The organism is Neobacillus pocheonensis (assembly GCF_050477905.1).
GTDB classification, from domain to species: Bacteria; Bacillota; Bacilli; order Bacillales; family Cytobacillaceae; genus Neobacillus; species Neobacillus pocheonensis_A.
The window spans coordinates 140,228-163,554 of sequence record NZ_JBCNAD010000020.1; the positions used below are offsets into that span (position 1 = coordinate 140,228).

17 protein-coding genes are annotated in these 23,327 nt (G+C 42.6%); all 17 read left to right on the forward strand.

Annotated features, from left to right (window positions below; all coding sequences use genetic code 11):
• Window positions 1-2: 2 nt before the first annotated feature.
• Entirely contained in the window at window positions 3-2,087 is a 2,085-nt protein-coding gene (locus ABES02_RS10800; RefSeq protein WP_430134107.1) for a glycoside hydrolase family 3 N-terminal domain-containing protein, read from the forward strand.
• A gap of 25 nt (window positions 2,088-2,112) precedes the next feature.
• Window positions 2,113-3,366 carry an exo-beta-N-acetylmuramidase NamZ family protein gene (locus ABES02_RS10805; protein WP_430134110.1) on the forward strand — a complete coding sequence of 418 codons (1,254 nt, stop codon included), beginning with the start codon at window positions 2,113-2,115 and terminating at the stop codon, window positions 3,364-3,366.
• Between the two features lie 392 nt (window positions 3,367-3,758).
• The gene (gene uvrB, locus ABES02_RS10810) at window positions 3,759-5,738 is read left to right on the forward strand and encodes an excinuclease ABC subunit UvrB (protein ID WP_430134113.1); all 1,980 of its coding nucleotides are present in this window, start codon (window positions 3,759-3,761) and stop codon (window positions 5,736-5,738) included.
• Window positions 5,739-5,745: 7 nt separating this feature from the next.
• The gene (uvrA, locus tag ABES02_RS10815; protein WP_430134116.1) at window positions 5,746-8,622 is read left to right on the forward strand and encodes an excinuclease ABC subunit UvrA; all 2,877 of its coding nucleotides are present in this window, start codon (window positions 5,746-5,748) and stop codon (window positions 8,620-8,622) included.
• Between the two features lie 250 nt (window positions 8,623-8,872).
• On the forward strand, window positions 8,873-9,187 hold the full coding sequence (locus ABES02_RS10820; protein WP_430134119.1) for a DUF4870 domain-containing protein: 315 nt from the start codon (window positions 8,873-8,875) through the stop codon (window positions 9,185-9,187).
• A 35-nt stretch (window positions 9,188-9,222) separates the two neighbouring features.
• A complete protein-coding gene (locus ABES02_RS10825) occupies window positions 9,223-10,332 on the forward strand; it encodes a DUF4097 family beta strand repeat-containing protein (RefSeq protein WP_430134121.1) in 1,110 nt (369 codons plus the stop codon).
• 16 nt (window positions 10,333-10,348) lie between these two features.
• Window positions 10,349-10,714 carry a phage holin family protein gene (locus tag ABES02_RS10830; RefSeq protein WP_430134123.1) on the forward strand — a complete coding sequence of 122 codons (366 nt, stop codon included), beginning with the start codon at window positions 10,349-10,351 and terminating at the stop codon, window positions 10,712-10,714.
• A 136-nt stretch (window positions 10,715-10,850) separates the two neighbouring features.
• Window positions 10,851-11,780, forward strand: a complete 930-nt coding sequence (gene hprK / locus ABES02_RS10835; protein ID WP_430134125.1) for an HPr(Ser) kinase/phosphatase — start codon at window positions 10,851-10,853, stop codon at window positions 11,778-11,780.
• 20 nt (window positions 11,781-11,800) lie between these two features.
• Window positions 11,801-12,622: a prolipoprotein diacylglyceryl transferase gene (gene lgt / locus ABES02_RS10840; protein ID WP_430134128.1), complete on the forward strand. Its 822-nt coding sequence runs from the start codon at window positions 11,801-11,803 to the stop codon at window positions 12,620-12,622.
• Window positions 12,623-12,638: 16 nt separating this feature from the next.
• Window positions 12,639-13,607, forward strand: a complete 969-nt coding sequence (locus ABES02_RS10845) for a nucleoside recognition domain-containing protein (protein WP_430134131.1) — start codon at window positions 12,639-12,641, stop codon at window positions 13,605-13,607.
• On the forward strand, window positions 13,576-14,220 hold the full coding sequence (ppaX, locus tag ABES02_RS10850) for a pyrophosphatase PpaX (protein ID WP_430134134.1): 645 nt from the start codon (window positions 13,576-13,578) through the stop codon (window positions 14,218-14,220). The genes ABES02_RS10845 and ppaX overlap by 32 nt, the downstream gene beginning before the upstream one ends.
• Window positions 14,221-14,224: 4 nt before the next feature.
• Window positions 14,225-14,755 carry an acyltransferase gene (locus tag ABES02_RS10855; RefSeq protein WP_430134137.1) on the forward strand — a complete coding sequence of 177 codons (531 nt, stop codon included), beginning with the start codon at window positions 14,225-14,227 and terminating at the stop codon, window positions 14,753-14,755.
• Between the two features lie 296 nt (window positions 14,756-15,051).
• Window positions 15,052-19,122, forward strand: coding sequence for a bifunctional 2',3'-cyclic-nucleotide 2'-phosphodiesterase/3'-nucleotidase (locus tag ABES02_RS10860; protein WP_430134140.1), 4,071 nt, complete (start codon window positions 15,052-15,054; stop codon window positions 19,120-19,122).
• Window positions 19,123-19,601: 479 nt separating this feature from the next.
• A complete protein-coding gene (locus ABES02_RS10865; RefSeq protein ID WP_430134143.1) occupies window positions 19,602-20,774 on the forward strand; it encodes an ATP phosphoribosyltransferase regulatory subunit in 1,173 nt (390 codons plus the stop codon).
• Entirely contained in the window at window positions 20,767-21,399 is a 633-nt protein-coding gene (hisG, locus tag ABES02_RS10870) for an ATP phosphoribosyltransferase (protein ID WP_430134146.1), read from the forward strand. Before ABES02_RS10865 ends, hisG begins: the two co-directional genes overlap by 8 nt.
• Before the next feature lies 1 nt (window position 21,400).
• On the forward strand, window positions 21,401-22,678 hold the full coding sequence (gene hisD / locus ABES02_RS10875; RefSeq protein WP_430134149.1) for a histidinol dehydrogenase: 1,278 nt from the start codon (window positions 21,401-21,403) through the stop codon (window positions 22,676-22,678).
• Between the two features lie 41 nt (window positions 22,679-22,719).
• Complete coding sequence (hisB, locus tag ABES02_RS10880; protein WP_430134152.1) at window positions 22,720-23,307, forward strand: imidazoleglycerol-phosphate dehydratase HisB; 588 nt, start codon at window positions 22,720-22,722, stop codon at window positions 23,305-23,307.
• The last annotated feature ends 20 nt before the right edge of the window (window positions 23,308-23,327 follow it).

Here is a 23,327-nt window from a genome sequence, read left to right on the forward strand (position 1 = left end):
GCATGCGTAATATGTTCAAGTCACTTATCGTTTCGTTTTTGATTTTTGCCTTAGTTTTTACTGGTATCCCGTTTTTAAGCCTAGACAAAGCGGAGGCGGTAACAGGCGTGAAAGATTTAATTATTGACCTAAATGTTCCTCAAGTTTCAAGAGAAGTAAAAGATAACAATATTAAATTGAATGCCCTACATCTGTATGATGATGGTCATTTCATGCTTGCTTCAAAGAATCTAAAGTGGAATTCTTCAAACAAAAATGTGGCAACTGTTAATGAAGAAGGCGAGGTAACTTTATCAGGACACAATGGGAAGACCTTTATCTCTGTCAGTGATGACCGGTATGGTGATCGAATTTCTATCCAATTCAAAGGAAATCAAGAGAAGGTATTTGTGGAAAAAGAGGAAGGAAATCGCTATGACCTTATTGGTAATGCCATTAAGCATATGTCAATGGAAGAAAAAGTTGGTCAGATGCTAATGCCGGACTTCCGCACTTGGAAGGGGCAAAACGTAACAGAAATGCAGCCAGAAATTGCCCAATTGGTAAAAGATTATCATCTTGGTGGTGTCATTTTATTCCGTGAAAATACGGTAAATGCTGAGCAGACTACGAAACTTGTCAGTGCCTATCAGGAAGCCTCCGAAAAATACGGAATGCTCGTCTCCATTGACCAGGAAGGCGGGATTGTGACACGCCTTCAGACAGGAACTGATTTTCCAGGGAACATGGCGCTTGGAGCAGCACGGTCTGAAGAGCTGGCTGAGAAAGTAGGCAAGGCCATTGGCGAGGAACTGAAGTCCGAGGGCATTAACATGAATTTTGGCCCTGTACTAGATGTAAACCTCAATCCTGATAACCCGGTTATTGGCGTTCGTTCGTTCGGGGAAAATCCGGAGCTCGTTGCTCAATTGGGCAAAGCGTATCTTAAAGGCCTACATGAGGCTGGAATAGCAGCTACAGCAAAGCATTTTCCGGGTCATGGTGATACAGCGGTTGATTCCCATTTAGGACTTCCATCAGTTCCACATGATATCGATCGTTTGAAAAAAGTAGAATTATATCCATTCCAACAGGCAATGGATGCTGGAATTGATGCGATTATGTCAGCGCATGTGACCTTTCCGAAAATCGACGATACGAAAGCCATATCGAAAAAAGACGGGACAGAAATTGCCGTACCGGGAACTCTATCTCACAAAATATTAACTGGTCTTATGCGTGAAGACATGGGCTATAAGGGCGTCATTGTGACCGACGCGATGAATATGGGGGCAATTGCCGACCATTTTGGCCCGGTAGACGCAGCCATTCGAGCTGTGAAAGCAGGTGCCGATATTCTCCTAATGCCAGTCGGCATCAAAGAGGTAGCAAGCGGTCTATATGATTCAGTAAATTCAGGTGATATTCCCGTAGACCGGATTGAACAATCGGTTGAACGCATTTTAACGCTGAAATTGAACCGAGGTATTGTAAAGGCTGAGACCGAAAAAAGCTTGGATGAGAAGGTGGCCAATGCTATAAAAGTTGTGGGTTCTGCTGAACATAAACAAGTCGAAAAAGAAGCAGCCGCTAAATCGATTACCCTTGTGAAAAACAATGGAGTTCTTCCTCTAAAGGTTTCGGAAGAAGATAAGATTGCTGTTGTAGGATATTCAGGGTTCTTTGTAGATTCGCTTGTAGCTGAGGTGAAGAAACACCATAAAAATATCATATATGTCAATACGCAAACAAAACTAACTGATGTACAACTAAATCAAGTTAAGGATGCAAAATACATCATTGTCGGAACGTATACCTCTTCAGTTGGGGGACGGGCTCCAAGTGCTGGTCAAATGCTGATGACCAACCAGTTGATCAATGAAACCGATGCACCCGTAATCGCATTAGGAATCCGAAATCCGTATGACGTCATGTCCTATCCAAATGTGGATGCCTATCTTGTTCAGTATGGATACAGACCAGCAAGCTTTGAAGCAGCCGCAGACACAATTTTTGGAGAAAATGAACCTTCTGGAAAGCTTCCAGTTACGATTTATAACCCTGATGGCACCGTATTATATGGATTTGACCATGGTTTAGGGTATTAATTTTTCAAAAAAGGGAGGGGTTTGGATGAAGAAAAAATGGTTCACCGGCATTCTTGCGCTGCTGTTGGTCCTTTCAACGGTAACGGCCGCCATTGCCAAAAACGATAAAGAAAAGAAAAATGATAAGTTTCGCTTAGGCGTAGAGGTGTTATTACAGGATAAAATTGATTTAATTAAGGGGAAACGTGTTGGATTGATTACCAATCCAACCGGAGTCGATCAAAAACTTAATAGTATCGTAGATTTGCTTTACAATAATCCGAATGTAAATCTGACTGCCTTATACGGCCCCGAGCATGGGGTCCGCGGCAGCGCTCAGGCCGGTCAGTATGTGGAGTCCTATATTGATGAAAAGACGGGCGTTCCGGTATACAGTCTGTATGGAAATACGAAAAAGCCTACATCGGAGATGCTGAGCAATGTCGATGTATTATTATTTGATATTCAAGATGTTGGGACGCGTTATTACACGTATATTTACACAATGGCCCTAGCGATGGAAGCGGCTAAAGAGAACCATATTCCGATTATCGTTTTGGATCGTCCGAATCCACTTAGCGGGACAAAAGTGGAAGGGCCAGTTCTGGAAGATAAATATTCTTCCTTTGTTGGGGAATATGCCATTCCCGTCCGCCATGGAATGACGGTTGGGGAATTAGCCCAGTTATTTAACAAGGAATTCGGTATCGGTGCGGATTTAACGGTCGTAAAAATGGATGGCTGGAAACGGAACATGTACTATGATGAAACACCATTAGACTTCGTGATGCCATCACCTAATATGCCAACTTTAGATACAGCATTAGTCTACCCTGGTGCCTGCCTGATTGAAGGAACCAATATTTCTGAAGGACGTGGAACGACAAGACCATTTGAATTAATTGGTGCACCGTTTATTAATAGCGATGCCTTGGCAGATAAGCTTAATTCTTACAACCTGCCAGGAGTTAAATTCCGTGCAGCTTCCTTCACACCGACAACATCGAAGTTTGTAAATCAATTAAGCAACGGAATTCAGATTCACGTGACCGACCGCAATTCCTATAAACCATTTGAAACGGGATTATATATTGTCAAAACCATCCATGATATGTATCCAAACGATTTTCAGTTTAGGACTCCGGGAAGTAACGGAATCTCCTTCTTCGATAATCTTATTGGAAATGGCTCCATTCGTGCAGACATAGAAGCGGGCAAATCCATCGAAGAAATGAAAGCAAAATGGCAGCCAGCCTTGGATAAATTTATGGATACTCGCGAGAAATATTTACTATATTAATTAAGATGAAAAAGCCAGCCCTTTGGGATTTGGCTTTTTTGCTTTTCGAGTGAAATAATTAGGAAATGGCGAAATAAACTGGGTATTCCGCGAAATAATTTAGAAAACCCGCGAAATAATATTTCAATCCCGCGAAATTCCCGGATAATTCCGCGAAATGATATCTCAATTCCGCCAATTCTCTATACAATTCCGCGAACCCCCCTAAAAACGATAAAAAACGAATATTAGTTCGCATATTGTTGGTTTGTTTTTGGGGGATTGTGGTAGAATGTTAATATGCAAATTAGTGAAAACATTTTCCAGCACCATCCCGGCCCAATAACATGGTTCTCATGCTGAAAAGTGCCAAATAAATAGATTCGGATTAAAAAAACGGGAGGAAAGAATTTGTGAAGGACCAATTTGAATTAATTTCAAAATACTCGCCGCAAGGGGATCAGCCTGAAGCGATTAAACAATTAGTCGAGGGCATCAATAACAACAAGCGCCATCAAACTCTACTCGGGGCAACAGGTACGGGGAAGACATTCACGGTTTCAAACGTAATTAAAGAGGTAAATAAACCAACACTGGTAATTGCCCATAATAAAACACTAGCTGGCCAGCTTTATAGTGAGTTCAAAGAATTTTTCCCGAACAATGCTGTTGAATATTTTGTCAGTTACTATGATTACTATCAACCGGAAGCGTACGTTCCACAGACCGATACCTTCATTGAAAAAGATGCCAGTATCAACGACGAAATTGATAAATTACGGCACTCGGCAACCTCATCGCTATTTGAACGCAAAGACGTCATTATTATCGCCAGCGTTTCCTGCATTTACGGTCTCGGTTCGCCGGAAGAGTACCGGGAGATGGTCCTATCGCTCCGTACCGGTATGGAAATCGAGCGCAATCAGCTCCTCCATCGTTTAGTCGATATTCAATATGAGCGGAACGATATCGATTTCAAGCGGGGGACATTCCGTGTTCGCGGCGATGTTGTTGAGATATTCCCAGTTTCACGAGATGAACATTGTATGCGCGTTGAATTTTTTGGCGATGAAATCGATCGGATTCGTGAAGTTGATGCCTTAACAGGTGAAATTATCGGCGAGCGCGACCACGTGGCGATTTTCCCGGCATCCCACTTCGTGACAAGGGAAGAAAAGATGCAGGTTGCCATCGGAAATATTGAAAAAGAATTAGAAGAACGTCTTGCTGAGTTAAGAGAGGACAATAAACTCCTCGAAGCACAAAGGATTGAACAGCGCACACGTTACGACTTAGAAATGATGCGGGAAATGGGCTTTTGCTCGGGAATCGAAAATTACGCCCGACATTTGACGTTAAGACCAGCAGGCTCAACACCATATACGTTACTAGACTATTTTCCAGATGATTTTCTCATGATCATCGACGAGTCGCATGTGACCTTGCCACAGGTTCGTGGAATGTTTAATGGTGATAAGGCACGGAAACAAGTGCTTGTCGACCATGGTTTCCGTCTGCCGTCAGCACTCGATAACAGGCCTTTAACCTTTGATGAATTTGAAAAACATGTCCACAACGCCATTTTTGTTTCAGCCACACCTGGTCCATATGAGCTAGAGCATACACCGGACATGATCCAGCAAATCATTCGTCCAACAGGACTGTTAGATCCAACCATTGAAGTCCGCCCAATTGAAGGTCAAATTGATGATTTGATTGGTGAAATACAGGATCGAGTTAAGAAAAATGAACGTGTCCTTATCACCACACTGACGAAAAAAATGTCTGAAGATCTGACCGATTACTTGAAAGAAATAGGAATTAAAGTTCAATATCTGCACTCAGAAGTAAAAACGCTCGAGCGGATTGAAATTATCCGAGAACTGCGTCTCGGAAAATATGATGTTCTCGTCGGGATCAACCTGCTCCGGGAAGGACTGGATATTCCCGAGGTTTCTCTTATCGCAATACTCGATGCTGATAAAGAAGGCTTTTTGCGATCTGAACGGTCGTTAATCCAAACGATTGGCCGAGCAGCAAGAAATGCCAATGGTCACGTTATCATGTATGCAGATAAAATAACCAATTCGATGGAACTAGCCATCAGCGAGACGAAGCGGCGCCGTGCGATTCAAGAGGAATATAATTTGAAGCATGGCATTACGCCACAGACGATCCAAAAAGCAATTCGTGATGTCATTCGCGCCACCCATGCCGCAGAGGAACAAGAAGAATATACACCAGCAGCATCATTCGGCAAGATGAACAAAAAGGAAAGAGAAAAGCTGATTGCTACAATGGAAAAAGAAATGAAGGCAGAAGCAAAAGCACTCAACTTCGAACGTGCTGCAGAGCTTCGTGACCTCCTATTAGAACTAAAAGCGGAAGGATAACATAAACATGGCAATGGAAAAATTGATTGTGAAAGGCGCCAGAGCCCACAATTTGAAAAATATTGATGTCACCATTCCGAGAGATAAGCTTGTTGTTTTAACTGGACTTTCCGGTTCTGGAAAGTCCTCACTCGCGTTTGATACGATTTATGCTGAAGGGCAGCGCCGCTATGTGGAATCCCTGTCGGCCTATGCCCGCCAATTCCTTGGCCAAATGGATAAGCCCGATGTCGATGCCATTGAGGGTCTGTCTCCAGCGATTTCGATTGATCAAAAAACAACAAGCCGAAACCCGCGTTCGACGGTCGGAACGGTAACAGAAATCTATGATTATTTAAGGTTATTATTTGCTAGGGTCGGGCATCCAACCTGCCCTAACCATAATATAGAGATCTCCTCACAAACGATTGAACAAATGGTCGACCGGATCCTCGAATATCCAGAGCGAACTAAAATGCAAATCCTTGCTCCTGTTGTTTCAGGGAGAAAAGGAACGCATGTAAAGGTCTTCGAAGATATTAAAAAGCAAGGCTTTGTTCGGGTCCGCGTGGATGGAGAAATGATGGATCTTGGTGACGAAATTGAATTAGAGAAAAATAAAAAGCACTCAATTGAAGTCGTCGTTGATCGGATTGTCGTTAAAGATGGCATTTCAGCACGAATTGCTGATTCCCTCGAGACCGCCCTGAAGTTAGGTGAAGGCAAAGTCATTGTGGATGTTATCGGTGAAGAAGAGCTATTATTCAGTGAAAACCATGCCTGTCCTCTCTGTGGTTTTTCGATCGGAGAACTTGAACCGCGGATGTTTTCTTTTAATAGCCCATTCGGGGCCTGCCCGGAATGTGACGGCCTAGGTTCTAAGCTTGAAGTTGATGTTGAACTCGTGATTCCGAATCGAGACCTGACTCTAAAGCAGCACGCGATTGCCCCTTGGGAGCCGACAAGTTCACAGTACTATCCGCAACTGCTCGAAGCGGTTTGTAATCATTACGGAGTTGACATGGATACTCCTGTTAAAGACATTCCGGAGCATCTTTTGGAAAAAGTCCTTTATGGTTCCGGCAAGGAAAAAATCTATTTCCGTTACGAAAACGATTTTGGACAAATCCGCGAGGGCCACATTGAATTCGAAGGGGTCATCCGAAATGTCGAGCGTCGATATAAAGAGACGAGCTCTGATTTCATTCGCGAACAAATGGAAAAATACATGGGTCAGAAGCCGTGTCCAACTTGTAAAGGCTACCGTCTAAAAAAGGAAACCTTGGCCGTTTTAATAAATGGCCGTCATATTGCTCAGGTGACTGATCTATCTATAGAAGAAGCAAAACAATTTTTTGCAGAGTTGAAGCTTTCGGAAAAAGAAATGCAGATTGCTAAATTGATATTCCAGGAAATTAGCGAGCGTCTTGGGTTCCTCGTCAATGTCGGACTCGATTATTTAACTCTGAGTCGAACTGCGGGGACACTTTCTGGAGGAGAAGCCCAGCGGATTCGTTTAGCAACTCAAATCGGCTCAAGATTAACAGGAGTGTTATACATTCTTGACGAACCATCTATTGGTCTTCATCAACGTGATAATGACCGTTTAATCGGAACGCTGCAGAGCATGCGTGATATCGGTAACACCCTGATTGTAGTCGAGCATGATGAAGACACAATGCTTGCTGCTGACTATTTAATTGATATTGGACCTGGAGCAGGGATTCATGGTGGAGAAGTTGTTTCGGCTGGAACACCAGCCGAAGTGATGGCTGACCCGAACTCGCTGACAGGGGAATACTTATCCGGTAAAAAGTTTATCCCTCTGCCACTTGAACGCCGCAAAGCGGATGGTCGCTATATCGAAATCAAGGGTGCATCGGAAAATAATTTAAAAAATGTCAATGTGAAGATCCCACTTGGCATGTTTATCGCCGTAACTGGTGTGTCTGGGTCTGGAAAAAGTACACTGATCAATGAGATTCTCCATAAATCGCTAGCACAAAAGTTAAACCGTGCTAAAACAAAGCCAGGTGAACATAAGAGCATAAAAGGAATCGATTACTTAGAAAAAGTAATCGATATTGACCAGTCGCCAATTGGCAGAACACCGCGCTCCAATCCGGCCACCTATACAGGTGTTTTCGATGACATTCGTGATGTGTTTGCTACCACAAACGAGGCGAAGGTCCGCGGTTATAAGAAAGGTCGCTTTAGTTTTAATGTGAAGGGCGGGCGCTGTGAAGCCTGCCGCGGTGATGGTATCATCAAAATTGAAATGCATTTTTTACCAGATGTGTATGTTCCTTGTGAAGTATGCCATGGCAAACGCTATAATCGTGAAACGCTTGAGGTGAAGTATAAAGGGAAAAACATTTCCGATATTCTCGATATGACTGTAGAAGCATCTGTTGAATTTTTTGAAAATATTCCAAAAATCAGCCGCAAACTGCAAACGATTTTAGATGTCGGCCTTGGATATATCACACTAGGCCAGCCAGCGACGACGTTGTCTGGTGGAGAAGCTCAACGTGTCAAGCTTGCATCCGAACTTCACAAACGTTCAAACGGCAAATCATTCTATATTTTAGATGAGCCAACAACCGGTCTTCATGTCGATGACATTTCTCGCCTGCTCGTAGTGCTTCAGCGGTTAGTAGAAAATGGCGACACGGTCCTTTGCATTGAGCATAACCTCGATGTGATTAAAGCCACCGATTATATTATTGACCTCGGTCCTGAAGGCGGCGACAAAGGTGGAACGATTATTGCAACAGGAACCCCGGAAAAGGTTGTGGAAGTCCCAGAATCGTATACCGGTAAATATTTAAAGCCCATCCTTGAGCGTGACCGCTTAAGAATGAAACAGCAAATTGAAGAAAAAGAAATGAGTGTAAAGAGCTAAAACCTTTGGTTTTTGCTCTTTTTTTTTGAAGTTTTACGGGTTTCGCGAAATAAATTGAAAAACAGGCGAAATAAATGAGCAAACTCGCGAAATTAATCAAGAATACCGCGAAAAACATCCAAAAACTCGCGAAATAAATTCAACTAACAGCGAAATAACAAACAGACGCCAATAATATCTGGTCAATATTTTTATAAATCTTGAATCTTTCAACCGCCCATTTCGTAAATAAAGGATAGAGGTGATAACGATGGAATCAAGAAAGGTTCTTTCATGTTTATGTTACTTTAGTATTTTTTTCGCTGGATTTCTATTTCCGCTTGTCGTGTTTTTTGCCAGCGGGGATGAGGAGACCAAAATGCACGCCAAAAAGTCACTCTTGTCCCATTTGATTCCCATTATTCCAGCGATTCTATTAGTTTCTTCAATCGTTTTTGATATCACAAGCAATCAAGATCAAATCTCCGTATTAACCATTATGAGTATTGTCGTATTAGTCATCATTTGGGTTGGAGTTATCATTTGGAATATTGTCAAAGGCGTAAAGGTCTTAAGGACTGAATAAGATTAATAGAGAATAATAAGAAGAGGTGGAAGAGAATGAAAGAGGAACGGAAACGAATTTTAAAAATGGTTGAAGAAGGCAAACTAACTGTGGATGAAGCGTTAACTTTGCTAGAAGAATTGGAAAAGGCTAAGCAAACGATGGAGCAAAAGCAGGAGCAACTCATAACCGAACTTTCCACTGCTGTTCAGTTTGAGGAAGCGAAAAAAGAAGAACCCGTCAATGCGAAATACCAATCTGCCAAAGAAAAGATTTTTGAATTTGTCGATTCTGCCCTAAAAAAGATTAAAGAAATTGACCTCGATTTAAATTTTGGTCAATCCCTTGATATTTCTCACATTTTTCATCATGGCAATGTAGAGTTGAAAGATGTGGATATTGACGTGGCAAATGGGTCAGTAAAAGTCGTTGCCTGGGATCAGTCGGATGTCAGAGTCGAATGTCAGGCTAAGGTTTACCGTGTCGACAATCAGGACCAGGCACGACAAAACTTTTTACGTGATGTGAGCTTTGCTGTTGAGGGCCAAAAGCTTCGCTTTGCCACCCAGCAAAAATGGATGAAGGTGGAATCGTTGGTGTACGTACCAAAAGCGCAATATGATCGTGTGCGGATACGACTTTTCAACGGATCGATTTCAGGGGGAGAATTGAAGGTAGATGATCTTCGAATGAAAACGGCCAATGGAAAAATAATTCTTGATCATGTAAGTGGAAAAAGGGCGGAAGTAGAAACTGCGAACGGAAAAATTAAGGTAAAGGACAGCCAGTTCGATGTGCTAGAGACCGAAACGATTACGGGTGCCATTAAACTAGATGGAGATTTCAAAAAGGTCGAAGCCCAGACCTTTAACGGAAACATTCATCTTAACCTGATCGGAGATCGTTGTGAATTTATTGGGACTAAAGCAACCACCGGTCCGATTGAGTTGTCCATTCCAGAGGGCACACCTGTAAGCGGCGAATTAAAGACCAACCTGGGCGGATTCCAAGTCAATCTTGTTGGTGTGCAAATTTTGGAGGATAAGAGTGAAATGATTCAAAAATCACTTCGCTTCCAATCGATCAACCATCCTGATAAAATGGTAAAAATATATGCTGATACGAAAACAGGCTCCATTACGATTAACAAATCATTAAACGAATAATAGGTGATCAAAAAAAATGAGATGGCTGATAGGCTGTTTGATAAATGCAGTTTTATTTATGGCACTGGCAGGATATTTTCAAGAAAGCTTTCAATTAACAGGATTTACAGCCGCCATTCAGGCGAGCATTTTATTATCCATCTTAAATGTACTAGTCCGTCCGCTGTTAATCCTATTTACCTTACCAGTGACAGTCATCACTATGGGGCTGTTTCTGTTCGTCATCAATGCTATTACACTTGAACTCACTGATTATTTGATGGGTGATTCCTTTGAGATTCAAGGTTTTGGTATGGCCATCTTTTTTGCTGTGCTTATGTCGCTCGTTAATATCATCATCCAGAAAACCATTTTTGAACCATCAAGGTCTTCTAAAAAGTAGGGTGCGTGCCATTTATTGGGTACGCACTTTTTTTAATGAACTAAAGTATGGATATTCTTCAAAAAATGCTAAAATAGAGGATAAGTGTTTAAAATTTGAAAAAAGTCTAGCGCTTTTCTATGAAGGAGGAAGCTTCTTGCCAAAAGTACGCACGAAAGATATATTGGAAAAATTTAATCTTGAATTGGTAAGCGGGGAAGAGGGAATTAACCGCCCAATTACCACGAGTGATATATCCCGTCCGGGAATTGAAATGGCCGGTTATTTTGAATACTATCCTGCAGAACGGATTCAGCTTCTAGGAAAAACAGAATTGTCCTTTTTTCAAGGACTTTCGCAAAAAGAACGAATCTCAAGAATGGATCAATTATGCACCGACATTACACCGGCCATCATTGTCACCAGAGATTTTGAGGTTCCAATCGAATTAATCGAAGCATCGGAACGCGAATCGGTCCCCGTGCTTCGGGCAAGTATGAAAACAACTCGTTTTTCCAGCCGACTAACCAATTTTTTAGAAAGCAAGCTTGCACCGACTACGGCTGTACACGGCGTCTTGGTTGACGTTTACGGAATCGGTGTTTTAATTACCGGAAAAAGCGGCGTCGGAAAAAGCGAAACAGCGTTAGAATTAGTCAAACGCGGCCATCGCCTCGTTGCGGACGATTGCGTAGAAATTCGCCAAGAGGACCAAGATACATTGGTCGGGACTTCTCCGGATTTAATTGAGCATTTACTTGAAATCCGCGGTTTAGGAATCATTAATGTCATGACGCTGTTCGGAGCGGGCGCCGTCCGCAGTAATAAACGAATCACGCTTATCATGAATCTAGAAATCTGGGACTCCAAAAAGCAGTATGACCGCCTCGGCTTAGACGAGGAGAAAATGAAGATTATTGACACCGAGGTCACAAAGATGACTGTACCGGTTCGTCCTGGACGAAATCTTGCCGTTATCATTGAGGTTGCCGCGATGAATTATCGTCTAAAAAGAATGGGAGTTAATGCAGCCCAGCAATTTACAGAGCGTCTTTCCGATGTGATTGAAGACGGCGAGCATGATTAATTAAAGGGGGAGATTAATACATGAACGAAAACATTCAGCCGCTTGATCCAATCGCCTTTACACTTGGTCCGATTCAAGTGCATTGGTATGGGATTATAATTGGATCAGGTTTGGCGTTAGCACTTTTTCTAGCGATTAGAGAAGCAAACCGACGTGGACTTCCGAAAGATACGTTTGCCGATTTGATGTTATGGGCGATTCCAATTGCGATTATTTCGGCCCGGATTTATTATGTCATTTTTGAATGGAAGTATTATGTCAATCATCCGGTAGATATTCCGAAAATCTGGAATGGAGGGATTGCCATTCATGGAGCGCTGATTGGGTCCGTTTTGACGGCTTATGTTTTTGCGCGAAAACGAGGAATTTCCTTCTGGAAAATTGCCGACATTGCCGCACCAAGTATCATTTTGGGCCAGGCCATCGGACGTTGGGGAAATTTCATGAATCAAGAGGCACATGGCGGTGAAGTGACCCCCTCCTTCCTAGAAAACCTGCATTTACCTGATTTTATAATTAATCAAATGTATATTAACGGTGCCTATTATCATCCGACCTTCTTATATGAATCGCTTTGGGATTTTGTCGGGTTCATTCTATTAATGCTGCTGCGCCGCGTGAATTTTCGCCGAGGAGAGCTGTTCCTTTCCTATGTCATTTGGTATTCCATCGGTCGATTTTTCGTCGAAGGCTTGCGGACGGATAGTTTAATGCTCGGAAGCCTGCGTATGGCACAAACAATTTCTATTGCCTTAATTGTTGTAGCAGTGGCGATTTTAATCTATCGCCGCACGAAGCATCAATCTGAAACGCGTTATTTAGATCAAGAAAATAGCTATTAAGGGGAGCTTAGGAGAAATGCTGTTAAACTCAATAAAAAAGGGGTTACTGGTTGGCTTAAAGACAACATGGACGTTAGGAAAAATCATTTTTCCCGTTACCCTGATTGTGGCAGTGCTCCAGTATACACCAGTCTTGCCTTGGGTAATGAACTTGATTTCTCCGCTAATGAAGTTGCTCGGTTTATCTGGGGATGCGGCTATCCCGCTTGTACTGGGAAATTTCCTGAACCTTTATGCAGCAATTGGCGCCATTCTAACCCTTGATTTTTCGGTGAAAGAAGTTTTTATTTTAGCCGTGATGCTCTCATTCTCACATAACTTATTCATTGAATCTAGTGTGGCTATGAAAGCAGGGGTTAAACTGTGGGTGGTTCTTGTCACGAGACCTGGACTTGCTCTTCTCTCCGCTGTTGTGATAAATCTAGTTTGGCACGGCGGCGGCGAGACGGCTAAGTATGGTTTGATTGATTCGAGTGCCGCTCACCCAACCGGTGTTGCTGGCATTTTACTAGAGGCCGTTCAAAAAGCAGGGCTTGGCATTTTGCAGCTAGCGATGATTGTCATCCCGCTCATGGTTGTCATTCAGATTTTAAAAGATATCCAATGGTTGAAGAAATTTTCAAAAGGAATGGCACCCGTGACCCGGACACTTGGCATGCAAGAAAACACTTCAACTACGATGGCTGCCGGCTTATTGTTCGGTTTGGCATATGGGGCCGGCGTGATGATTCAAGCGGTAAAAGAGGATGGGGTCAGTAAAAAAGATATTACGCTAGCGTTTATATTTTTAATAGCCTGCCATGCGGTTGTCGAGGATACGCTGATTTTCGTTCCGCTCGGCATCCCGGTGCTGCCACTGTTTATCATCCGCCTAGGAGTCGCCATTATGTTAACACTGATTGTAGGCACGATTTGGAAGCGGTCAGGCCTCGTAAAAAGAAAGGATGCAGCTTATGACGAACAAAATTACGACAATTCTATTTGACTTAGATGGTACATTAATTGATACGAATGAATTGATTATTGCCACATACTTGCATACGCTTGAAAAATATTACCCGAGCCGATTTCAACGTGAGGATGTGATCCCGTTTATCGGCCCTACTCTCCATGAATCGTTCGGAAGCATTGATCCCGACCTTGTCGAGGAAATGATTTTAGAATACCGCGCCTTCAATATTGCCAACCACGACGAGCTAGTGACGGAATTCGTTGGTGTGTCAGAAACGGTTCAGACCTTAAAGGAAAAAGGCTATAAACTGGGGGTCGTGACCACCAAACGTCATGATGTGACGATGAAGGGCTTACGTTTAATGGGGCTCGATAAGTATTTTGAAGTCATCGTCGCTTATGATCATGTAAGTAAGACCAAACCGGATCCGGAACCGATTTTCAAAGCGTTAGAGCAGTTGGACTCAACTCCTGAGGAAACCATCATGGTCGGCGATAATTATCATGATATTCTGGCTGGAAAAAATGCCGGAACAGTAACGGCAGGCTGTGCTTGGTCGATTAAAGGCAGAGAGTATATTGCTAAATATGAACCGGATTTCATCCTAGAGAACATGGCTGATTTATTATCAATCCTCGGAGTGTGAGAATATGAGGAATACGACCCGCCACCCTGTCGAAGGGGCGAACTCCTTGTGGCATGTTTATAAAACCGTGCCATTTTGGAAGGTTGTCAAAAATTTTATTATCATTCAGCTGGCCCGCTACACGCCATTCTTAGGAATGAAAAATTGGCTGTATCGCACGTTTTTGGGGCTTAAGGTTGGGGAACATACCTCCTTCGCCCTTATGGTTATGCTAGATGTTATGTTCCCGGAAAAAATAAGCGTCGGACGCAATACGGTCATCGGCTATAATACGACGATTCTGGCACATGAGTATTTGATTAAAGAATACCGGCTGGGTTTTGTCGAAATTGGGAGTGAAGTGATGATTGGTGCCAATTCGACCATCCTTCCTGGGATTACCATCGGGGATGGAGCGATAGTCTCAGCTGGCACGCTTGTTCATAAGGACGTTCCTCCCGGCAGTTTTGTCGGCGGCAACCCAATGAGAGTTATTTATACGAAAGAGGAATTAGAAATGCGTTGGGAAAATGACCCCGTTTATAAAAAAGATTAGTAATCTGGTCCTAAAGGGCCAGATTTTTTTTTGATTTTTTTAAAAACAAGTACAAAAATAGGTAATAAGGCACATTTTCGTTCTCAATTCGGAACGTTATAATGGTAAAGCATACATACTAAAAGATTCAGCTCTTTCAAAAGAGTAGTCCCGGCAATTTTTAATAGGTTTTGACTCTATTAAAAATTTGCCGTTTTTTGTCTGGATCTTAAGAAAAGGGGAGGATACTTTTACATAAATTCATAGCCTAGGTTCTGAGTAGAAAGAAAAATTCCAAGGGATAGGTGGAAAGGCATATGAAGAAAAAGAATTTTGGTAGATTTATTAAATTAACAACCGCTGCATTGATCCTAAGTACCATTGTATCACCGTCAATTCCGTATAATGTAAAAGCTGCGGAGGCTGGCAATACCGCTACCCTTCGTATCTTGGAAACGACAGACCTTCATGATGCGGTTATGGCATACGACTATTACCAAGATACAGCAACAGGAATCAATTATGGTTTATCAAAAACTGCTAGTTTAATTCAGCAGGCAAGGTCTGGGGTAGATCCAAGCAACTCGATGTTGTTTGATGCCGGTGACTTACTGCAAGGAAATCCGATGGCGGATTATGTCGCTAAAGTAAAGCCTTTAACTGCGGATGAAACACACCCAATGTTTAAGGCAATGAAGCTATTAAACTATGATGGCGGTATCGTAGGAAACCATGAGTTCAACTATGGTTTAGACTTCTTGAATACTGCAATGAAAAATGCTCCATATCCAATTATAAACGCTAACATTTATAAAGATGATCATAATACTGACCCAAATGATGATGAAAATTACTTCACTCCATATCAAATTATCCCTAAAAAGATTAAGGATAAGAATGGTGTTGAGCAAACTGTAAATGTTGGTATTGTTGGGTTTGCACCACCACAAATCCTCCAGTGGGATAAAGATAACCTTCAAGGAAAAGTCATTGTTAAAGATATTGTAAAAACAGCAGAAAAATATGTTGCGGAAATGAAATCCAAGGGTGCAGATGTTATTGTTGCAATCGCACATTCTGGCTGTGACGTAACAAACGATGGCCAAGAGGATGCGGAAAACGCCGTTTTCTCATTAAGTAAAGTGGCAGGCATCGATGCGCTTCTATTTGGACATGCTCACTATGCTTTCCCTGCGGGAAAAGAGTTCCACCAGGGTGCGAATCTAAACAACCCAGATTTACAAGGTCTTGATACAAAGCAAGGAACCATTAATGGTACCCCTGCAGTGGAAGCAGGATTCTGGGGAAATAACCTTGGAGTTCTTGATTTAGCGTTAGTTCAGCAAGCAGATGGAACTTGGAAAGCAGACAAAGCTGCATCAAAATCTGTCGACATGCCTGTAACGGCTGCAACACCTGTCGATTCTGCCATTGTTGATGCAGTCAAAACAGAACATGAAGCAACACTTGCTTATGTACGCGGGAAAATTGGCGAAACTAGCTCGCCAATGTATAGCTATTTCTCTCGTGTCATGGATGATCCAACAATTCAAATTGTGAATAATGCCCAAACTGACTATGTGAAAAAATGGATTGCGACGAACAAGCCAGAATTAAAGGATATTCCAGTTATCTCCGCAGGAGCTCCATTTAAAGCAGGACGTCAAGGGGCTGGAGATTATACAAATATCACTAAAGGTGATCTTTCCATTAAGAGCGCCAATGACCTCTATCTATTTAACAATACATTAAAGGCTGTTGAATTAACGGGTGCTGTAGTGAAAGAATGGTTAGAAATGTCGGCATCCCAATTCAATAAAATTGATCCTGCTAATCCAAATGCTCAGGAATTAATTGATTACGGATTCCAAACATTCAATTTTGATGTCATTGATGGCGTCAAGTATCAAATTGATGTCACTCAGCCAGCAAGATATAACTATACAACAGGTGTCGTTGAAAATGCAGATGCTCACCGAATCATTAATTTTACTGATATGAATGGAAATCCAATCGACCCTGCGCAAAAATTCATTGTTGCAACGAATAATTATCGTGCCAGCGGCGGAGGAAACTTCCCAGGAACGAAGGGTGGAACTGCCAAAATTGTTGTAGACTCCCCATTTGAAAACCGTCAAATTTTGATGGATTACATCTCAGCACAGGGAGTAGTTAATCCTTCTGCAGATAACAACTGGAAAATCGCTCCTGTTGGCGGAGTAGCAAAAACCTTAACATTTAAATCTTCACCTGCAGCAAAAAATGTTTTATCATCTGCACCAAATGTGAAAGATGTTTCTATATTAGCAGATGGCTTTGAGCAATATACGTTAGACCAAAACGTTCATGTTCAATTATTAGGTATCAATGATTTCCATGGACAGCTTGACACTTGGAGAGCGATTAAAAATGCTTCTGGTGCAATAGTTGATTACTCAGGCGGTATTGAATGGCTGGCAGCTTACTTGAAGGACAGAGAAGCAACAAACCCAGCTAATACCTTGATGGTTCAAGCCGGTGACCTTGTTGGAGCAAGCCCTCCGGTATCTGCTTTATTACAAGACGAACCAACGATCCGCATGATGAATGAAATCGGTATTGACGTTGGTACTATTGGTAACCATGAATTTGACGAAGGCGTAGCCGAAATGAAGCGTTTGATTTATGGCGGCAGCAATCCAAAAACAGAAAAATATGAAGCGAAGTACGGCAAGTTTACAGGTGCGAACTTCCCATATGTAGTTGCTAACGTTGTGGACGAAAAAACAAACGAAACGATTTTACCGCCTTATGTAGTAAAAGAAGTGAACGGCGTTAAAATTGGCTTTATCGGTGTGGTTACAACTGAAACACCAACTATTGTTACTCCTAGCGGTGTAGCAGGCGTTAAATTCACGGATGAAGTAGATGCGATTAACAAGTATGCAAACGAATTGACCGATAAGGGTGTTAAAACCATTGTTGTTCTAGCACACGACCCAGGTACATCAGCAACTAATGGCTCAAACCCAACTGGTAAAGTTGTCGACATGGCTAAAGCTATTGATCCATCTGTAGATATCATATATGGTGCACACGATCATAGATATCTAAATTCAACTGTAAACGGAAAGACACTTGTACAATCTTGGTCATATGGTACTGCCTTCTCAGATATTGACTTAACAATTGATGCTGTTACAGGTGATATTATTGACCGTAAGGCTGAAGTGGTAGACACACTTCACAGCAAAATTACACCAGATGCAAAAATCAAGGCAGAGCTGGATAGCTACCAAGAAGACATTGCACCAATCGTCAGTCGGGTAGTTGGAGAAACAAAAGTTGAATTAACAAATGTGGCAAACCGTCACGGTGAATCTGTACTTGGTAACGTCATTGCGGATGGCATGATAGCTGCAACCGGCACTCAATTTGCCTTTATGAACTCCGGAGGTATCCGTAATCCGCTTCCTAAAGGTACAATTACATGGGGAGATTTGTTCAAAGTTCAGCCATTCGGTAACGATTTAGTCACAATGACGCTTACTGGAGATCAAGTAAGAACATTGCTAAATCAACAATTCCAAGCTGACAGAAATCGTATCATGGCCATTTCCGGTCTTAAATATACTTGGACAGATACTAAACCAATTGGAAGCAAGGTCCTAGATATTTACCTTAAGGACGGTTCATTGATTAATCCAAACGCTGAATACACCATTACGGTTAACAACTTTATGGCAGACGGCGGCGACGGATTTACCATTCTTAAGTCTGGTAAAAATCGTGTAACAAATGTGGTTGATTTAGATGCATTTGTTAACTATTTCAGTACATTACCAAAACCATTTAGTGCTGAAATTGAAGGCAGAATTCTAATTGACGAAACTGCACCACCAGCGCCTGCTGTAAATGAAGTAACCGATCAATCCACAATGGTTACCGGTACAACAGAGGCTGGAGCAAAGGTTGAGGTATCTGCTAACGGTCAAGTAATCGGCACTGGTAATGCCAATGCAGATGGAACATTTGCCGTTACGATCGCTCTATTAAAAGCGGGAACAGAGGTTTCTGTAACAGCTACTGATGCTGCTGGTAATAGGAGTGTAGAAACAAAAGTAATTGTGAAGGATGTCACGGCTCCTTATGCTCCAAAAGTTGGCCAAATCACTGCACCTTCTAAGGTTGTGACAGGTAAAGCAGAGGCGGGCTCAATAGTTTATGTATACGGAGGAAAGACTGCTCTTGTTAGTGCGATTGCTGATAAAGACGGGGCCTTCACAATCACATTTAAAGCAGCCCAAACTCAAGGAACAGTCTTAACCTTCACCGCAACGGACGCAGCAGGTAATACTAGCAAAGCAACAGCAGTAACAATTGTAAAAAGCGATCAGAAGTTTCAGTAAGAAATAGTAATTGAGCTGCACCCCTGAAAGAAGTTTTCAGGGGTGTTTTTTTGGAAATACCCAAAAATGGCTTTTCACGAAATAAAGGGGGAATCGCGCAAAATTAATTAAAAAAGTCGGCGAAATAAACCGAATAGTTCGCGGAATAAATGCTCTAGTTTGCGAAAAAATTTCAAAAACAGGGGAAATGAATAGGTAGAATATTCACGTTCGCGGAATCCAAGCTGGATTTGGCGGAATAAGTGCCCTGCTCAAAGGACTAATTTGAGTTTTTTGCGGAATGATCCCAGTAATTCGCTGAATTAATTTGAAAACGTGCGGAATTATTTTCTGAACCTGTAGAAACTATCTAAAAAGACAGATTTTTTCATTGACGAAAGGAAACACAAGCGGTAAACTACAAATATCACTTTAACTTATTAGTACTTTATCAGAGTAAAGCAAAATCTCAAACAATCTAACGAAAAAGGATGGACATGATGAGTCGCTTGTTTATGTTTGAAAAGCCTTTGGGCATGCGGGACACGCTACCGGAGTTATATGAAAAAAAGCATCGTGTTCGTTCTTTAATGGCGGAAACGATCAAGCTTTGGGGCTATCAATTTATTGAAACACCTACACTTGAATATTATGAAACCGTTGGAGCGGCATCAGCTATACTCGATGCGCAGCTTTTTAAATTACTAGATAAAGAAGGCCACACACTAGTGTTAAGGCCGGATATGACCTCACCGATTGCTCGTGTTGCAGCATCTAAGCTATTAGAAGAGGATCTTCCCGTCCGCCTTGCTTACTCCGCGAATGTGTTCCGTGCGCAGCAGCGCGAGGGCGGTCGGCCAGCAGAGTTTGAACAAATCGGCATCGAATCCTTAAACGATGAAACGGTTACCTGTGACGGCGAAGTCATTTCTTTATTAGTGACTTCTTTAAAAAATGCGGGCTTACAAGAATTTCAAGTCTCCATCGGTCATATCAGCTTCGCGCAGGAATTATTTTTGCAAATTCTTGGAACCGAAGAGCGGGCCGATTCCTTAAGGAAATTTTTATATGAAAAAAATTACGTTGGCTACCGCGAACATGTTAATTCGCTGAATCTTTCGTCGATAGATAAGCAGAGGCTGCTCCAATTCCTTGAGTTAAGAGGCGGAGAAGAGGTCATTGGAAAAGCCCTCGACTTAATCGAAAATGGGCAAGGAAAGCTGGCAATCCTGCAATTGAAGGAATTATGGGATGTAGTCAGTGACTATGGTGTCCAAGAAAATGTGAAGTTTGATTTTACGATTGTCAGTCATATGAGCTATTATTCTGGAATCTTATTTGAGATTTATGCTGGGAAGGTCGGCTTTCCAATTGGTAATGGCGGACGCTATAGTTTGATTGAAAAGTTTGGCAAAAAAGCAAGTGCGACAGGATTCGCCATCAGGCTCGATATGCTTTTAGAAGCATTAGGAGAGACGAAAACGGAAATCACTACCCAATGCATTTTTTTCAGTCAGGAGCGTCGAAAAGAGGCCTTTGAATTAGCCAAAAACATGCATGCACAAGGGATGAAGGCCGTACTTCAAGACATCACCGGTGTTAAAAATATCGATGCATTCACGAAAAAGTTTGCCAATACGACCTTTTTTATAGGAGGACGCGGCGATGAATGATGTATTAACAATTGCAATGCCAAAAGGGCGTATTTTTGAAGAAGCAGTAGTATTGCTCCGAAAAGCCGGCTACCAGCTGCCCCCAGAATTTGATGATTCCCGGAAATTGATTATCGAGGTTGCCGATGAAGCACTTCGGTTTATTTTAGCAAAGCCAATGGATGTCGCGACTTACGTCGAGCATGGCGTCGCCGATGTCGGTATAGCTGGGAAAGATGTTTTGCTGGAGGAGGAGCGCGACGTATATGAGCTGCTAGACCTCAAAATCAGCTATTGTTATTTAGCGGTTGCCGGTCTGCCTGATACAAAAATGAACGATGTCGCCCCAAGAGTGGCGACGAAATATCCGAATGTGGCAGAAGCCTATTTTCGTGAGCAGGGTGAACAGGTCGAGATTATTAAATTAAACGGTTCGATCGAACTTGCCCCATTAATCGGCCTCTCTGACCGGATTGTCGATATTGTTTCGACCGGACGGACATTAAAGGAAAATGGCCTCATTGAATATGAGAGAATCGTGGATGTAACATCACGGTTAGTCGTGAACCCGGTCAGTTACCGTTTAAAGGATCAACAAATTAACGATTTAGTGAAACGACTTAGTGAAGTGGTGGGGGTTTTTTAACATGAAAATACTAAAAGTTGCTGAAGGAGTTTCGATTAAACGCTCCATTGAAGCAGGAACCTCCGAGCAGCAAGCCGTTGTCAAAGAAGTAATTTCCGACATTCGCACCCGTGGTGACGAGGCATTGAGAGAATATACCGAAAGATTCGACCGAGTCCTGCTGGATTCTTTTGAGGTAACCGAAAAAGAACTGAATGACGCCTACCAACTAGTTGACCAAAACTTCATTTCTATCGTCCAGGAAGCAGCTGAAAATATCCGTTCTTTTCATGAAAAGCAGTTGCGGCCATCATGGATGACAACAGAAGAAAATGGAACAATCCTTGGACAAAAAATAACGCCGCTTGATTCGGTTGGTGTCTACGTCCCAGGTGGAACCGCTGCCTATCCATCGTCGGTTCTCATGAATGTGATTCCGGCTAAGGTTGCCGGAGTCAAGCGAATTGTGATGGTATCACCTCCGGGCCGTGAGGGGAAAATTCCAGCAGCAGTTCTTGTTGCTGCCAAGGAAGCAGGCGTGGAAGAGATTTATAAAGTGGGCGGAGCCCAAGCGATTGCTGCACTTGCCTATGGAACGGAGTCAATCGGTTCGGTTGATAAAATTACCGGTCCGGGAAATATCTTTGTCGCGCTTGCCAAACGTGAGGTTTATGGCGATGTTGATATTGATATGATTGCCGGCCCTAGTGAGATTGCTATATTAGCAGATGAAACAGCACGGGCAGATGAGGTCGCGGCAGACCTATTATCACAGGCAGAACATGACCCGCGTGCTTGCAGTGTTCTTGTCACTCCGTCGCTAGCTTTAGCCGAAAAAGTTGCCCAGGAAGTTGAAAAGCAGTTAGCGTTACTGCCACGTAAAGAAATTGCCGCACAATCGATTTACGATTACGGCGCTATTTACATAACCAACTCCATTGATGAAGCGGTGGAGACGGTTAACCAGTTAGCGCCTGAGCACCTCGAAATCATTACGGAAAATGCGATGGAGTTGCTTGGGAAAATTCGTCATGCCGGAGCGATTTTTATCGGCCGTTATAGCTCTGAGCCTGTCGGGGACTATTTTGCTGGTCCGAATCACGTGCTTCCGACCAATGGAACCGCTCGTTTTTCAAGTCCGCTCAATGTCGATGATTTTCAAAAAAAATCAAGCGTCATTATTTACAGTGAAAAAGCTTTAAAGGAAAACGGGGCTAAGATTGCTGAATTTGCCCGGATGGAAGGGCTCGAAGCTCATGCCCGTGCGGTTGAAATAAGATTAGAAAACGATAATAAATAGTTTATTTGCAAATCTATAAAATCAAGGGGGATCCCCATCTCATGGAAAGAATAGCAAGTATTGAACGGAATACGAATGAAACAAAAATACAATTATCGTTAGCGATAGACGGCGAGGGCCGCTCCAACCTTGAAACAGGCGTGCCATTTATGGACCATATGCTCGATTTGTTTACAAAACACGGGCAATTCAATCTAACGGTCGATGCGAAAGGTGATATCGAAATCGATGACCACCATACAACAGAAGATATTGGGATTTGTTTAGGACAGACGCTTCGCGAAGCACTAGGTGATAAACGCGGCATTAAGCGCTATGGAAATGCCTTTGTTCCAATGGATGAAGCGCTGGCCCAGGTCGTCGTTGACCTCAGCAACCGTCCACACCTTGAAATGCGCGGAGAATTCCCGTCGCAAAAGGTGGGAACGTTTGACACAGAGCTTGTTCATGAATTTCTCTGGAAACTTGCCCTTGAGGCCCGCATGAATCTCCATGTGATTGTTCATTATGGGAAAAATACGCATCATATGATTGAGGCTGTTTTTAAAGCATTGGGACGGGCACTCGATGAAGCGACAACCATTGATCCACGCATCAAAGGTGTTCCATCAACAAAAGGGATGTTATAGAATTCGCATCATGAAAGGAA